The sequence below is a fragment of the Bacillus sp. J33 genome, assembly GCF_000518885.1.
Classification (GTDB): Bacteria; Bacillota; Bacilli; order Bacillales; family Cytobacillaceae; genus Cytobacillus.
This window is the reverse complement of sequence record NZ_JAEL01000016.1, coordinates 14,283-29,626: the sequence shown is the minus strand read 5'-3', so window position 1 is coordinate 29,626 and position 15,344 is coordinate 14,283. Positions and strand designations below refer to the sequence as shown.

Genomic DNA, 15,344 nt, shown 5'->3' with positions numbered 1-15,344 from the left:
ACTATGCCTTCCCCTCCAGCTTTTTTCTTTTGCTTTGAATGCTTGACGTAATTTCCTCACCAAGGGCAGCCTTCTGAAGTTCAAAGAGTTCTGAGATGCCTCCCTGGGCAGCACTTAGCATCTCATGAAGCTGGGTATAAGAAAATGTCGCCTCTTCACCAGTCCCCTGTAATTCTACGAATTCACCGCTGCCCGTCATGACTACGTTCATGTCAACCTGTGCAGAAGAGTCCTCAATATAATTCAGGTCTACTGCCGCCTGCTTATTTTCAAGAATCCCAACACTGGTTGCAGCAAGAAAATCATTAACCGGGTATTGAGAAAGCTTTTTATTGCTATAAAGCTTGTCCATCGCCTGTGCCATTGCAATAAATGCCCCTGTGATGGAAGCTGTACGCGTACCCCCGTCTGCCTGTATAACATCGCAATCCAGCCATACCGTTCTTTCGCCAAGCGCCTCCAAATCTACAACTGCACGGAGAGCCCTGCCAATCAGGCGCTGAATCTCCATCGTTCTCCCTGAAATTTTTCCTTTTGCTGATTCCCTGATATTTCTTTGTTCTGTCGCTCTTGGAAGCATTGAATATTCTGCAGTTATCCAGCCTTTTCCCTGCCCTCTCATAAAAGGCGGGACCCTTTCATCGATACTCGCAGTACAAATCACCTTTGTATCTCCTACCGTAATAAGCACTGAGCCCTCTGGATGCTTTAAGTATTCTGTTTCAATATGTATAGGCCTTAGCTGCATTGGTTCTCGTCCATCTGTACGCACGAGCTGATTCCCCCTTCAATTTTCAATAGCAATAAAATGTTAGCGATTAGGGCATAACACCTCTAATATCAATAATAGGCGGGCTCCATATACCGGCTCCTCTTTCACAGGAGGATTCTTTCATGCGCCCTAAGTTTTTTTGCAACAAAGAAGAGGCGGCAAATATTTTGCCTACCTCTTTCCTGTTACTATATAGTATAACAAAATCTTCTTTTTTAAAAACTTCCTGTATTCACATTTTCAGGACGTGTAACTGGTTCCGTCAGCTTTTCGCCGTCCTCACTCACTATTTCTGCCTCGCCATCAACTGTCACCGCAACACTCTCAATACCTTTTTGTTCTGTCAGAGAAAGAACAAGGGCATTTAACAGATGCTGGGAAATTATTTTCTCTTCACTGCTGCTGAAGACATTTTCATTAAAGTTTAGAGTGACCTTTCCGTCCTCTACTTTTGGAGCCTCCAAAAGCTCAACATCCGGCAGGAAGTCTGTTACCAGGTTTGATGCATAATTAGGGCCTTTAACCAATTCTTTTACAACAGCTTCGGCGTTATTGTCCATTTTGTTGCTGACACGCTTCGTGACAGGAACATAATAATAGTTTTCTTCATCTCCGCCAAGATAATATACTGTAACAGGCTTTGTATTCGTTATGTCTACTACTTCTGCGGTATCCATATTAATGCCATTTGCCCTGCTTAATGCTGCGCTGACCGGTGTTCCGTTTACAGGCATTTCTTTCAATTCACGCCCATTCAATGTAAGTTTGACTTTATCAATAGCGTCGAATTGTGTCAGCGTCCATGTAATCGATTCAAGGATTTTCATTTCATCTTCAGGAGCGTATTCCTGAAACTCTTTCGAGAAGTCGACTGTCGCTACTTTATCCTTGATATTTACCGACACCTTTGTATCCGCTGGAAGGACAGCTCTAAAATCATTGGGAAGCATGTCTGTTACAGGCCCATTTTCTACAAGGTATTCCAATGCCTGTGTAGCAACAGAATTTGTTTTTGGAAGCTCAAGAGTCTGCGGCACGACATAGCCATTTTTATCAATTAAATAAAGTTCTGTTTTAAGGTTTGCCACGACACCCTCTTCTTTCTCTGTTGCTTCTGTTTCCGTGCCGTTTGTTTCTTCAGCAGCGCTTTCTTCCTCATCCGAGTATGTTACCGCTTTTGGCGGATCTACCTTTTCCTTGCCCTGGCTCCCAAACAACCCGCAGCCTGATAATAAAACGGATGATACGAGTACAGCTGAAACTATAGTAGTTTTTTTATTTATAGACATATTTAATCCCCCCTGAGACAGTTTGTACTACATGTATACGAGCCTATTTGTAATTTAGACCGCCTTTCGGAAGAAAAGTAATAATAGATTTTTGACAAATTTGGACAAACAGCATAATAATGGGCAAGACAAATGGGCATTTTTTTCTATTGCAGGTCAAAAATGTTTAAGCTAAACCAATCTTTAGCAGAAATATAAAAGAGGGTGTCCCAAAAGTATGACTTTCGGGCACCCTCTTTTTTCCTTTATAAAATTGGCCAAAAAACTGACTCAAAAGAGTCGTTTTTCAACGACCTTTTGAGTCAGACTCTTTCACCGCTGTTCCTTCATCCCATTTTTAACGAGGACGGCTTTTATTTTAAAATAATCGATTCCATCCGGAAGTTCTTCCTTAATGGGCTTAAGCTTGTCCCTTCCGACTTTATCCGCTGCCTGCAGGACCAGTTTTTCTTCTGCTTCATCAAAAATGGCCGACCAATCAATCTTATAGCCTTCTCTTACAGAACGAAGAATATGTTCTTGTATGGTTATAGGGGAAAAATTTCGCCTTTTTGCAATTTCGCTTATTGGAACCCCATCCAGATAATAATCATATGAAATCTGGTAGCTTGAGCGATCATCCAAAGGTTCGTCTTCCTTTGCCGTTTTTTCCGTCACAGGGGTTTCAATAGATATATTATTTTCTTCAACAAAGCCCTGGATTTCTTTAATAAAATGCTCACCATATTTATCAAACTTCATTTGCCCTACACCTTTAATGTTTAGCATCATATCCTTCGTAATCGGAAAGCAGCGGCTCATTTCTTTTAAAGCGGTATCTGCAAATACTACATAAGGAGGGACTCTTTCCTCATCTGCCAGCTTCTTTCTTAAAGTTCTAAGCAACTCAAAGAGTTCACTATTTTCTTCTTCTTCGCGGACAACCTCAGGCTCTTTTATCTTCATTCCGATTTTTTCCTGTCCCTTCAGCACCGGAACGGCTTTAGCTGATAGTTTCACTGTTGGATATTTTCCATCTGTTAAAGCTAAAAAGCCCTCAGCAAGCAAATAATTCATGATATCCACAATATCTTTTTCCTTGCGGTTTTTTAATAGCCCGAATGTGGATAGCTCGTTAAACTTCATGTCTCGGATTCGTTTATTATTCGAACCTTTTAAAACCTGGGCAGTTAACGTAACTCCGAACCTTTCCCCCATTCTCTTAATGCACGAAAAAATCATCATAGCTTCTTGCGTAATATCCATGCTTGTCCTGTCATCCAGACAGCTGCTGCATTTACCGCATTTAGCGAATCCTGCATTTTCATCAAAATAATCAACAATGTAGGATTGAAGGCACTTTTCCGTATGGCAATAATTTACCATATCCTTTAATTTGCTATATTCCTGCTCCATTTTCTGAGGATCCATACTGCTCTCTTCGATTAAGAATTTCTGAAGCTGGATATCCTGCGGGGAAAACAGCAGATAACAGAAACTTTCGTCCCCATCTCTTCCTGCTCTTCCTGCTTCCTGATAATAAGCCTCTATGTTTCGGGGAAGATTGTAATGGATCACATACCTGACATTTGACTTATCAATCCCCATCCCAAATGCATTGGTAGCGATCATAATGTCTGCTTCATCATATACAAACGCATTTTGTGATTTTTTCCGCTCCGCTTCCTTCAGCCCGGCATGATATTTAGAAGCAGAATAGCCTTTTCCTATTAAAAACTGATAAAGCTGATCTGTTTCCTTGCGGCTGGATGTGTAAATGATGCCCGCTTCATTTTTGTGTTTTCCAATGGTCTGTAAGATAAAATCCCTTTTGTTTACACCTTTCATTACATGAAATGCCAGATTCTCACGTGCAAAACCAGTAATAAAAGTATTTTCCTCGCCTATATTTAAAAGCCTTCGTATATCATCCGCTACATCCCGTGTAGCTGTTGCTGTCAAAGCTGCGACCACAGGCTTCTGATCCATGCTCTCAACTTGGCTGACAACAGAGCGGTAGCTTGGCCTAAAGTCGTGTCCCCATTGCGAAATACAATGCGCCTCATCAAAGACGATAGCACTGACATGCACATCGTTTAACAGCTCTAAAAATGCCAGTGACCCAAACCGTTCGGGAGCAACATAGACGAGTTTATACTCACCATGCCGGATTCCTGCCATGATGTGATGGTATTCATCGGAGGACAACGAACTATTGATATATGCAGCCGGGATGCCGGCTGTCAGGAGAGCATCTACTTGGTCTTTCATTAAGGAGATTAACGGAGATATGACGATGGCCGTTCCGGGGAGTACAAGTGCGGGAATTTGGAAGCAGATCGACTTTCCGCCTCCTGTTGGGAGAATTCCTAGAGTATTCGTTTGTCCGATGATATTTTGAATAATCTCTTTTTGTCCTGGGCGGAAAGAGGTATAGCCAAAGTATTCATTCAAATAAGTTTCGGCTTGTGCCAGCAAATCAATCACCAACTTTTTAAATTTTTTGTCCTGCACCCTTCATAATACCAGAGCCAATTTTAATTTGTAACCATAAACAAAGCGAAAGAACATCCATTAGGTGGTTTTTTCACTAGTGCGGTCTTGCCAATCGACCTTTAAAGCAGTTGCCCCTCGTAACATTTCTTTAGGGGCTCCCGTATTTTTGAGAATAGGAGGCTTCCTGCCTGCAAATGCGGGATAAATAAAACACCTTCCGAAAGAAATGATCAGAAGGTGTCAATCGCTCTTAAAGCGAAATTTTTTTTACGTTTTTAACAGGCGAATTAAGCCATTTAGAAGCAATTTTTGAAAAGATCGCTGTTGAACCGGTTGTGAAGAATGTATATTCCGGCCCTTCGGCATTCTCCTTCAATAATCCGTGATGATGCAGGATTGTACTGGCTTCTCGTGCTGTTTCTTCACCAGAACTGATTACTTTTACGTTTTTGCCCATAACATTTTTAATAATGGGTTCTAAAAGAGGATAATGTGTGCACCCAAGAATAAGTGTATCCATCCCCCTGCCCTTTAAGCTATGCAGCGTTTCAGCCACGATCTTTTTCGCAACCGGCCCTTCATATTCTCCGCTCTCAACAAGCGGTACAAATTTGGGGCATGCCAGGCTATGCACAATGGATCGATTGTTTATCTGAATTAATGCCTTTTCATAGGCCTTGCTTTTAACCGTACCCTCTGTACCAATCACACCGATTGTATGATTCTTGGTTACTTTTATGGCAGTTCGCGCCCCCGGAAAAATAACGCCGATGACAGGTATGGAAAGTTCATGGCGAATTTCTTCCAGAGCTACTGCTGTAGCTGTATTACATGCGATAATAAGCATTTTAATGTTTTTTCCAAGTAAAAATTGAGTCATTTGCCAAGTGAAAGCCTTTACCTCTTCTCCAGTCCGCGGACCGTATGGACAGCGAGCCGTATCTCCAAGGTAAACAATATCTTCATTTGGCAGCTGCCGCATAATTTCTTTTGCGACTGTTAGTCCTCCTACCCCGGAGTCAATAATTCCTATAGGTTGTTTCAAGCATACCGCCTCATTCTACGCGCATATCATGGTGTAATTTCATTAAATTTTCTTTAAGAAACAGTACCTCATTATGTGAAAAGTCCTTAAGAACTTCTTTCAGATATTCCTGGCGTTTCTTAATAACCTCTTCTATTATCCGCTCGCCTTCTTCAAGCAGGTGGATGCGGACGACTCTTCGGTCATTGGGATCTTTAACCCTTTTCACAAGATTGTTCTTTTCCATACGGTCGACAAGATCTGTTGTCGTGCTGCACGCAAGATACATCTTATTAGAAAGTTCGCCAATGGTCATGTCACCTTCTTCAAAAAGCCATTGCAATGCTACAAATTGTGGAGGTGTAATAGTGAAATCACTAAGGATTTCCCTTCCCTTTTGCTTGATTATGCCAGATATGTATCTGAGGTCTTTTTCTATGTCAGCCACAACATCATTTATTTCATTTGTTTTAGGATCTTCAAGCTTCATTCATAAACACTCCCATTTAAGCTTTTACGATATATACAAAAAACGATTTTTTTGCCCTTGTGCATTTATTTTCACCTTTTTCATCATAAATTTCAAGATAGAATTAATTCCATCACTAAAAATCCCCATTATAAATGTGTTAACCGGCATCCCAGAAGGATAGCCGGTCTAGATTAAAGTTCTAGCTCTCCCATTCGAAGGAGCTCTACAACAGCTTGTGAACGCCCCTTTACACCAAGCTTTTGCATGGCATTGGAAATGTGGTTCCGAACTGTTTTTTCGCTTATAAACAATTCACCAGCGATTTCCCTTGTTGTTTTATCTTGTACTAACAATTCGAATACTTCTCTTTCTCGTTTGGTGAGTAACGGCTTGTGAGTATATTCATTCTCCTTCAAGTATTGTAACCCTCCTTGCCTTTCGCCAGCTATGAACCGTGGGATGGGTATATATTTAGTCACCATATCATATGTCAGCAAAAGATTTGAAGTGACTATAATTGTATAAAGGAGAAAGTTATTTTCAAAAATGTGCATTTGTGCCTTAGGCCCGTACCTTCACTCCGCTTTTCAGCAACTCTTTCATTTCCTCAGTCCAAGGGACACCTTTGCCCGTCTTCTTCGATATTTGCACCATAGTTCCCCTGCCGGTAAAGCATATTGAACCATCTGCTTTCTTGGCCATATAGTGAAGATCAACAGAGGAATTCCCAATGGAAGCAGCTTTTACATATATTTTAATTTCCTCATCAAAGAATACCTGGCTTAAAAAATCACATTGAAGATCTGCAACGACAGGAATTGTTTCATTCTCTTGCTTTACCCAGTTTTGCATAAAGCCCTTGCTTTTAAAGAACTCAATCCTTGCTTCTTCATAATATATAAATGGAACGGTATTGTTCAAATGTCCAAACATATCTGTTTCAGAAAAACGCACTTTAACTGGATGAAAAAAAATAAATTCTTCTTCCCATGTTTTAAAATCCTCTATATAACTTAATTTTCCCATGTTGTATTCCTCCCGGCAAATTATGAATGAGCGCTCACTCTGTTTTCATTCATTATAATGTTTTTCGAATTGTTTGAAAACCTTTTGGATTCCAAAGTTATACAAAAACCCCCTTTCCAAAAAGGAAAGAGGGCTTCTAAATAATCTTTGATCTGTTAACTGGCCTGTTGATTTTCACTCACAAAGCCCGCTTTCCGCAAGCGTTCCGGGAGCCCGCTATCAACAGGTACAAAAATGATTAATTTTGTTTTATCATTTCGGCTTTCAGTCTAGATTCTGTCGCTTCCAAAGAAATTTTTGAAGGACTGGAATGTTGTATCACGGTTTAATGCCGCAATTGATGTTGTTAAAGGAATCCCTTTAGGGCAAGACTGCACACAGTTTTGAGAGTTACCGCAGTTTGCCAATCCGCCATCACCCATGATTTGCTCCAAGCGTTCCGCCTTATTCATTTCCCCTGTTGGGTGGGCATTGAATAAGCGAACCTGTGATAAAGGCGCTGGACCGATAAAATCAGATTTGCTGTTTACATTCGGACATGCTTCCAGACATACTCCGCAAGTCATGCATTTTGATAGTTCATAAGCCCATTGGCGCTTTCTTTCAGGCATACGAGGTCCCGGTCCCAAATCGTAAGTTCCGTCGATCGGAATCCACGCCTTGACTTTTTTCAGTGAATCGAACATACGGCTTCTGTCTACCTGCAAGTCGCGGACTACAGGGAAAGTTCGCATAGGCTCAAGGCGGATTGGCTGCTCAAGCTGATCGACCAGCGCCGTACAGGACTGGCGCGGTTTTCCGTTAATAATCATAGAGCAGGCGCCGCAAACTTCTTCAAGACAGTTCATATCCCATGCGATTGGTGTTGTCTTTTCACCTTTCGCTGTAACCGGATTTCGGCGGATTTCCATAAGGGCAGAGATAACGTTCATATTAGGACGGTATTCAAGCTCAAACTCTTCCTGATAAGGGGCTGAATCAGGAGAATCCTGGCGGCTGATTATAAAACGGACAGTTTTTGCTTTGGTTTCTTGCATTGCTTAGTTCTCCCCTTTCTTTTTGGAATAGTCGCGCTTACGCGGCTTTATTAAGCTTACATCAACATCTTCATAATGGAATTCAGGCGCTGAATTTTCATCGACAAACTTCGCCATGGTCGTCTTTAGGAATTCCTCATCATTACGCTCTGGGAAATCTGGCTTATAGTGCGCACCGCGGCTTTCATTACGGTTATAAGCACCGATTGTGATAACACGTGCCAATTGCAGCATATTTGCCAGCTGGCGGGTAAAGCTTGCACCCTGGTTGCTCCATTTCGCTGTGTCATTTATGTTGATATTTTTATATCGCTCCATAAGCTCAACGATCTTTTCATCTGTTTTTAAAAGCCTGTCATTATGACGAACAACTGTTACATTGTCTGTCATCCACTCGCCAAGCTCTTTATGGAGCACATAGGCATTCTCTGTTCCGTCAAGAGACATGATATTATTCCATTTCTCTTCTTCCTGCTTAACATAGCGATCAAATAGAGATGATGGCAGATCCTCTGCACTCTTTTCCAAACCGCTTATGTATTTTACGGCATTAGGGCCTGCTACCATACCTCCATAAATAGCTGAAAGAAGTGAGTTGGCACCCAGTCTGTTCGCACCGTGCTGAGAATAATCACATTCACCTGCGGCAAACAATCCCGGAATGTTCGTCATTTGATCATAATCAACCCAAAGACCACCCATTGAATAATGGACAGCAGGGAAAATTTTCATTGGAACTTTGCGAGGGTCTTCTCCCTGGAATTTCTCATAAATTTCAATGATGCCGCCAAGCTTAATGTCAAGCTCTTTAGGGTCTTTATGGGAAAGATCCAGGTAAACCATGTTTTCCCCATTAATACCAAGCTTTTGGTTAACACATACGTCAAAGATTTCACGTGTTGCAATGTCACGAGGCACCAGGTTTCCATATGCAGGATATTTCTCCTCAAGGAAGTACCATGGTTTACCATCTTTATATGTCCATACTCGTCCACCCTCACCGCGGGCTGATTCACTCATAAGGCGAAGCTTATCATCGCCCGGAATAGCTGTTGGGTGAATTTGGATAAATTCTCCATTTGCATAATAAACACCTTGCTGATAAACAATTGAAGCAGCTGAACCAGTGTTTATGACGGAGTTAGTTGATTTTCCGAAGATAATTCCTGGTCCGCCAGTCGCCATAATAACGGCATCTGCGGCAAATGACTTGATTTCCATTGAAGTCAGGTTCTGGGCAACGACACCTTTACAAGCTCCATCATCGTCAATCACTACTCCAAGGAATTCCCATCCTTCATACTTTGTTACCAAGCCGGCAACTTCATGGCGGCGAACCTGCTCGTCCATTGCATAAAGCAGCTGCTGGCCAGTCGTAGCACCGGCGAATGCTGTACGGTGATGCTGTGTTCCACCAAAGCGGCGGAAGTCCAGCAATCCTTCAGGTGTACGGTTAAACATAACACCCATACGGTCAAATAAATGGATAATTCCCGGTGCTGCTTCTGCCATTGCTTTAACAGGCGGCTGGTTTGCCAAAAAGTCCCCGCCATAAATTGTATCGTCAAAATGAATCCAAGGAGAATCGCCTTCCCCTTTAGTATTTACCGCTCCGTTAATACCGCCCTGGGCACAAACAGAGTGAGAACGTTTTACCGGCACCAAAGAAAATAACTCAACCGGAGTCCCTGTTTCTGCAACTTTAATTGTCGCCATTAATCCGGCTAATCCGCCGCCGACAACTATAACCTTTCCTTTACCCATCGTGACTCACTCCCTTAATCCTAGTACAAAGAAAAGCGCAAGGCGCCCGCTTATCGGCAAAAAGCTAAAGATGAGCACTCGAAGAAGGCGTTCTCTTTGCCTTCCGAAGCGCGTGGCTTAATAACCCGAGCCGATTGCGCCAAGAGCTAGACTGGTGTCTAACTTCAAAGCTTAAATCTTTTATTTTTACTATCCGAATCTACTCTTATAGTCTTTTAATGTTTATTTAAATGAATGCTGTAAGTGCACGTACGCCAACAATTGATAATACGATAAAAATGCCGATCGTTACGTAAGTAGAGATGACTTGAGAACGAGGTGAAACTGTGATTCCCCAGCTTACAAGGAATGACCATAGGCCATTGGCAAAGTGGAAAATTGCAGAGATAACACCAACAATATAGAACCAGAACATGAAAGGATTAGATAAAATATTCTCCATCATCTGGAAATTAACTTCTGCTCCAAAAGCAGCAGCAACACGAGTTTCCCAAACATGCCAAGCAACAAAAATCAAAGTGATTACACCGGATACACGCTGAAGCATAAACATCCAGTTACGGAAGTACCCGAATCTGCTCGTATTATTTTTCGCAGTAAAAGCAATATAAAGGCCATAAATTGCGTGGAACAACAAAGGTAGATAAATAACAAACGTTTCTAGGAAAATCCTGAAAGGAAGACTTTCCATAAAATGCGCAGCATTATTAAACGATTCCTCTCCCCCTGTTGCAAAATGGTTCACTACAAGGTGCTGAACCAAAAACAGTCCAACCGGTATAACTCCAAGTAATGAATGCAATCTGCGATTAAAAAACTCTCGATTACCTGCCATAAACTTTCCCCCCCTGATTTGTAAAAGAATGATGCTGAGCCCCCGCTCAGGACATCATCTCGAAAATGTTATTCATTTTCTTACAATTATGTGACATGTCCATTTTACTCCCAAGATAAAAGAGCGTCAAGAAAACGGATACATAAAATGTTCCATATTAATAAAATTTTTAAAAAATATTAAATGCTTTAAATCAACCTTAACTGCACTTTCTTTTTCTGTATTTTCTAAGCATCACCTATATTAAAATAGTAATATTTTCTGTGCAAATCGTTCTATTTTTTCTTGAATGGATATTAAAACCCTCTTCATATTGTATATAATAGAATAATAGAAAGAGGGGAGACCAATGAGCGAATTAGCAACTGCGAAATCAACCAACGAAGATCACATACAGTCCGTCCCGGTATTTGGCTATGAACTCATACGGGAAGTATTGCTTCAGGACCTTTTAGGCAATGATGCACCTGAAATTTTATATTGGGCCGGCAAGAGGCTTGCACGGAAATATCCTCTTGAATCAGCCGGACATATTGCCGAGTTTTTTCAAAACGCAGGATGGGGCAGCCTTTCGATAAAAAATGAAACAAAAAATGAAATTGAAATGGAATTGACCAGTCCTCTGATCGCTGAACGCTGCAAAAAGAATGATAGCTGCACATTTCAGCTTGAAGCCGGTTTTATAGCCCAGCAAATCGAATTTCAAAAAGAAGTCATTTGCGAAGCCTTTGAACACCCCCGCAAAAAAACCGGCAAAATCCATATAACAGTAAAATGGGATAAAAAAGACACACCGATGTGATGTGATATGCAGGACAAAAAGCTTTCAAAAGCCGCCTTTTGAAAGCTTTTTGTTTATGCACTCTTACGCATCTGACATTCAATTAAGCTTTTACAGCAGAACTGGATAGCTCAAAAGCATCATGCAAAGCATCAACAGCCTCAAGCATTTTTCCGTTTTCAATAACAGCAGAAACCTTTATTTCTGATGTACTTACCATCTTCACCTGAATTTCATTTGCTGATAGCACTTCAAACATTTCAGCTGCTACACCAGGATTGGATATCATTCCTGAACCTACAATCGAAACCTTAGCAAGGCCTGATTCCCATTCAATGCGATCATAATTCAAACTGTCTCTGTTCTTTTCAAGCACTTTTACTGTATCAGTTAAATCTTCATTTTTAATCGAGAATGACAAGTTGGTCGTTTGCGCTTCTGTCATGCTTTGAATAATGATATCGACATTGATGTGATTTTTTGCGAGTGCTGAAAAAATGGTGGATAATCCAGTTAGTGAATTAGGGAGTCCAAGTATTGTCACTCTTGTAATATCATCTTCAAACGCCACACCGCGCACAACTAGGTTTTGTTCCATTTTCACTTCCTCCTCAATAATAGTTCCCGATTCTCTTTCAAGGCTTGAACGCACTTCAAGCGGAAGCCCATAGTTTTTTGCAAACTCTACAGCTCTTGGATGCAATACACCAGCCCCTAAATTTGCCAGTTCCAGCATTTCATCATAGGACACAGAATGAAGCTTTCTGGCATTTTGGACATAGCGGGGATCTGTTGTAAATACCCCTGTTACATCTGTATAAATATCACATTTATCTGCTTTAAGCGCAGCTGCCAATGCAACTGCCGTTGTATCCGATCCTCCGCGGCCAAGGGTCGTGATCGCACCATCCTCCGTCATTCCCTGGAATCCGGCAACAATAACGATTTTGCCTTCCTTCAATTCTGTCTGGATTTTATTGGTATTGATGTCCAATATCCTTGCATTTCCATGGACCGGCTCAGTCTTAATTCCCGCCTGCCAGCCAGTAAATGAAACGGCAGGGTGCCCTTTCGCCCCTAAAGCCATGGCCAGCAAAGAAATGGTTACTTGTTCACCGGTTGTAAGCAGCATATCCATTTCCCGTTTATTTGGAGCAGGAGAAATTTCCTTAGCCATACCTACTAGCTGATCAGTCGTTTTCCCCATGGCTGAAACAACCACGACCACATCATTTCCTCTTTTCTTTTCTTCAATCACCCGATTGGCTACATTTTGAATTCTGTCAACAGTGCCTACGGAGGTGCCTCCGAATTTTTGTACAATGATACCCACAGCTTCTCCTTCTTTCCTAACAATCTTATTGTATTGTTTGCCGTCCCTATGTAAATTACCCTTTACCAGTTTGCTTCTATTTATTTGCATAAGCCTTGTTATTCTGCTTCAGAGCCTTTCACTCCGTACACAGGTGCTGGAGTAACCATACAGTAACACAGCCCTTTTTTGGCAATAAAAAAAGCAATGGAATAATACTATCCCATTGCTGTGCAGCCAAATGTAAATAAAAATAAGCAAACACAGTGAGATAGCTCTCCAGGACGGCATGGTCCTGACAATCCTGCATTTATTCAATGCAGAACCAGCAAAGAAAATGATGAGATTTTCTCCACTTCGGCAAACATTCCCTTTCAAAGCTTTTCACTGAAGCTCATTCTTCTCCAAGCTTTTACTGATGAAGTTCGCACCTCTACCTTCACTTTACGATGCAGTTCAAAAACTGGACAAAAAGAGCATTTTGCTCTTTTAACCCTTTTGAACACACACTTTATCGCTATAAAGTGATATTGTTATAAAGTTTCAATTAGTATAACATATCAGAAATTGGCTGTCTATATCCAATTTACGTTGAACGCTTTCCATTTTGCCCCTTTAGACGCTGCCTCAATTCTTCAGCTACGTTTGCAGGAATCCCTGCTTCCCTGAACTCTTCAAGGGAAGCTTCTTGCATTTTTTTCACAGAACCGAAAGTTTTCAGAAGCTGCTTTTTTCTTTTCTCCCCTATGCCAGGAATCTCATCAAGAATGGACTGAAAAACACTTTTTCCGCGAAGCTGGCGATGAAAGGTAATGGCAAACCGGTGCACCTCATCCTGTATTCTCTGCAGCAAATAAAATTCCTGGCTATTTCTTGCAAGCGGTATGATTTCAAGGGGACTGCCATAAAGAAGCTGAGATGTCCGATGCTTCTCATCCTTAACCAATCCGGCGAGAGGGATATCAAGGCCCAATTCATTTTCAAGCACATCCCTTACCGCTTCCACATGTCCCTTGCCGCCATCAATTATAATCAAATCAGGCAGGGGCAGTTCTTCTTTAAGTACCCTTGTGTATCTGCGCCGTACCACTTCCCTCATGGAGTCGTAATCATCAGGGCCCTTGACGGATTTAATTTTATATTTCCGATATTCCCTTTTTTCAGGCTTGCCGTCAATAAAGACAATCATGGCAGATACAGGATCGGTTCCCTGAATATTGGAATTATCAAATGCTTCAATCCGATGGGGAGTATAAATGCCAAGCTGCTGTCCAAGATTTTCAATAGCCTTGATTGTCCGTTCCTCATCCCGTTCAATTAAGGAAAACTTCTCTTGCAGGGCAATTTTCGCATTTTTATAGGCAAGCTTTACGAGGTCTTTCTTTTGGCCGCGCTGCGGCTTAAGGACCTTTACACCCAGAAGATGTTCTGCCATTTCTGTGTCCACAGAATCTGGTGCTAATATCTCACGCGGCTTAAAATGGTTGGCCTTTGAGTAAAATTGGCCCAGGAAGGTTAAGATTTCTTCCTCAGGCTCATTATAAATCGGAAACATGGATACATCCCGCTCGATAAGTTTCCCTTGCCTGATAAAAAAGACCTGAACACACATCCATCCTTTATCAACCGCGTAGCCGAACACATCGCGGTCGGTAAAGTCTGTCATCGTCATTTTTTGCTTTTCCATCGTAGCATCAATATGAGCGATTTTGTCCCTGAGCTCTTTGGCCCTCTCAAAATCCAGCTCTTCTGCTGCCGCTGCCATTTTTTCAGTCAAATCTTTCTTTATATCTTTATACCCGCCGTTTAAAAACCTGGCAATTTCATCTGTCATTTGTTTATATTCTTCTTCACTAACGTCCTTCACACATGGAGCCAGGCACTGGCCCAAATGATAATAAAGGCACACTCGGTCAGGAAGGGTTGAGCATTTGCGGAGCGGATAAATCCTATCGAGAAGTTTCTTCGTTTCATTTGCAGCCTGGACATTTGGATAAGGCCCAAAGTACTTTCCTTTATCCTTTTTAACCTTTCTGGTTGTAATCAGGCGCGGATGCCTTTCAGATGTCAGTTTAATAAACGGATAGCTCTTATCATCCTTTAGCATCACATTATATTTCGGATCATACTTTTTGATCAGGTTCATCTCAAGAACCAGCGCTTCCATATCTGAGGAAGTTACAATATATTCAAAATCCTCGATTTCATTGACAAGCCTTAAGGTTTTCCCGTCATGCGAACCAGTGAAATAGGATCTGACGCGGTTTTTTAAAATTTTTGCCTTTCCCACATAGATAATGGTGCCTTGCCTATCCTTCATTAAGTAACAGCCAGGCTGTGCCGGAAGCAGCATTAGCTTATTTTTGATAGTGTCATTCACTTGATTCACCTCCCGGATGTTCTATATAACGATATGGTTAACAGGCCTGACCTGAATTGACAAGTTAACGTCTCAAAGCGCACTTTTCATCCTGCTTCTTTCCTATTAATGCCCTATGTCTTCTGGGCAAGTATCACAATCTAATTATAACGTGTAATGGAGATGGGGTATAGTATG

Annotated in this window: 13 protein-coding genes and 1 riboswitch; of the genes, 1 reads left to right on the top strand and 12 read right to left on the bottom strand. The window is 41.5% G+C overall.

All coding sequences use genetic code 11. From position 1 onward, the window contains the following. Position 1: 1 nt before the first annotated feature. From rph to L634_RS0107065, 10 genes are all read right to left on the bottom strand, one after another. Positions 2-772 (bottom strand): ribonuclease PH, encoded by a 771-nt coding sequence (rph, locus tag L634_RS0107110; RefSeq protein WP_026581856.1) that lies wholly within the window; start codon positions 770-772, stop codon positions 2-4. A 215-nt stretch (positions 773-987) separates the two neighbouring features. Next, positions 988-2,061 carry a GerMN domain-containing protein gene (locus L634_RS0107105; protein WP_026581855.1) on the bottom strand — a complete coding sequence of 358 codons (1,074 nt, stop codon included), beginning with the start codon at positions 2,059-2,061 and terminating at the stop codon, positions 988-990. A gap of 312 nt (positions 2,062-2,373) precedes the next feature. Then, positions 2,374-4,518, bottom strand: a complete 2,145-nt coding sequence (gene recQ, locus L634_RS0107100) for a DNA helicase RecQ (protein WP_026581854.1) — start codon at positions 4,516-4,518, stop codon at positions 2,374-2,376. 268 nt (positions 4,519-4,786) lie between these two features. Continuing rightward, positions 4,787-5,581: a glutamate racemase gene (gene racE, locus L634_RS0107095; RefSeq protein WP_026581853.1), complete on the bottom strand. Its 795-nt coding sequence runs from the start codon at positions 5,579-5,581 to the stop codon at positions 4,787-4,789. 10 nt (positions 5,582-5,591) lie between these two features. Further along, on the bottom strand, positions 5,592-6,050 hold the full coding sequence (locus L634_RS0107090; protein ID WP_026581852.1) for a MarR family winged helix-turn-helix transcriptional regulator: 459 nt from the start codon (positions 6,048-6,050) through the stop codon (positions 5,592-5,594). Positions 6,051-6,223: 173 nt separating this feature from the next. Continuing rightward, positions 6,224-6,448, bottom strand: coding sequence for a helix-turn-helix domain-containing protein (locus tag L634_RS0107085; RefSeq protein WP_009333184.1), 225 nt, complete (start codon positions 6,446-6,448; stop codon positions 6,224-6,226). 145 nt (positions 6,449-6,593) lie between these two features. Next, positions 6,594-7,058 carry an acyl-CoA thioesterase gene (locus L634_RS0107080; RefSeq protein WP_026581851.1) on the bottom strand — a complete coding sequence of 155 codons (465 nt, stop codon included), beginning with the start codon at positions 7,056-7,058 and terminating at the stop codon, positions 6,594-6,596. Between the two features lie 269 nt (positions 7,059-7,327). Beyond that, a complete protein-coding gene (gene sdhB / locus L634_RS0107075; protein WP_026581850.1) occupies positions 7,328-8,095 on the bottom strand; it encodes a succinate dehydrogenase iron-sulfur subunit in 768 nt (255 codons plus the stop codon). 3 nt (positions 8,096-8,098) lie between these two features. Continuing rightward, entirely contained in the window at positions 8,099-9,859 is a 1,761-nt protein-coding gene (gene sdhA, locus L634_RS0107070) for a succinate dehydrogenase flavoprotein subunit (protein WP_026581849.1), read from the bottom strand. 226 nt (positions 9,860-10,085) lie between these two features. Continuing rightward, the gene (locus L634_RS0107065; RefSeq protein WP_026581848.1) at positions 10,086-10,694 is read right to left on the bottom strand and encodes a succinate dehydrogenase cytochrome b558 subunit; all 609 of its coding nucleotides are present in this window, start codon (positions 10,692-10,694) and stop codon (positions 10,086-10,088) included. 349 nt (positions 10,695-11,043) lie between these two features. Here L634_RS0107065 and L634_RS0107060 point away from each other — a divergent pair, with 349 nt between their 5' ends. Next, positions 11,044-11,496 carry a YslB family protein gene (locus L634_RS0107060; RefSeq protein WP_026581847.1) on the top strand — a complete coding sequence of 151 codons (453 nt, stop codon included), beginning with the start codon at positions 11,044-11,046 and terminating at the stop codon, positions 11,494-11,496. A gap of 82 nt (positions 11,497-11,578) precedes the next feature. Here the strand turns inward: L634_RS0107060 and L634_RS0107055 are convergent, their stop codons facing one another. Next, positions 11,579-12,808 carry an aspartate kinase gene (locus tag L634_RS0107055; protein ID WP_026581846.1) on the bottom strand — a complete coding sequence of 410 codons (1,230 nt, stop codon included), beginning with the start codon at positions 12,806-12,808 and terminating at the stop codon, positions 11,579-11,581. Positions 12,809-13,051: 243 nt separating this feature from the next. Then, a riboswitch (Lysine riboswitch) is annotated at positions 13,052-13,231 on the bottom strand. 142 nt (positions 13,232-13,373) lie between these two features. Next, on the bottom strand, positions 13,374-15,140 hold the full coding sequence (gene uvrC, locus L634_RS0107050) for an excinuclease ABC subunit UvrC (RefSeq protein WP_442852690.1): 1,767 nt from the start codon (positions 15,138-15,140) through the stop codon (positions 13,374-13,376). Between the last annotated feature and the right edge of the window lie 204 nt (positions 15,141-15,344).

Excerpts from the sequence above, each read along its gene's own strand:
- L634_RS0107105 (WP_026581855.1), bottom strand. The coding sequence starts at position 2,061 with ATGTCTATAAATAAAAAAACTACTATAGTTTCAGCTGTACTCGTATCA.
- L634_RS0107090 (WP_026581852.1), bottom strand. The coding sequence starts at position 6,050 with ATGAAGCTTGAAGATCCTAAAACAAATGAAATAAATGATGTTGTGGCT.
- L634_RS0107080 (WP_026581851.1), bottom strand. The coding sequence starts at position 7,058 with ATGGGAAAATTAAGTTATATAGAGGATTTTAAAACATGGGAAGAAGAA.
- sdhB (WP_026581850.1), bottom strand. The coding sequence starts at position 8,095 with ATGCAAGAAACCAAAGCAAAAACTGTCCGTTTTATAATCAGCCGCCAG.
- sdhA (WP_026581849.1), bottom strand. The coding sequence starts at position 9,859 with ATGGGTAAAGGAAAGGTTATAGTTGTCGGCGGCGGATTAGCCGGATTA.
- L634_RS0107065 (WP_026581848.1), bottom strand. The coding sequence starts at position 10,694 with ATGGCAGGTAATCGAGAGTTTTTTAATCGCAGATTGCATTCATTACTT.
- L634_RS0107060 (WP_026581847.1), top strand. The coding sequence starts at position 11,044 with ATGAGCGAATTAGCAACTGCGAAATCAACCAACGAAGATCACATACAG.
- uvrC (WP_442852690.1), bottom strand. The coding sequence starts at position 15,140 with ATGCTGCTTCCGGCACAGCCTGGCTGTTACTTAATGAAGGATAGGCAA.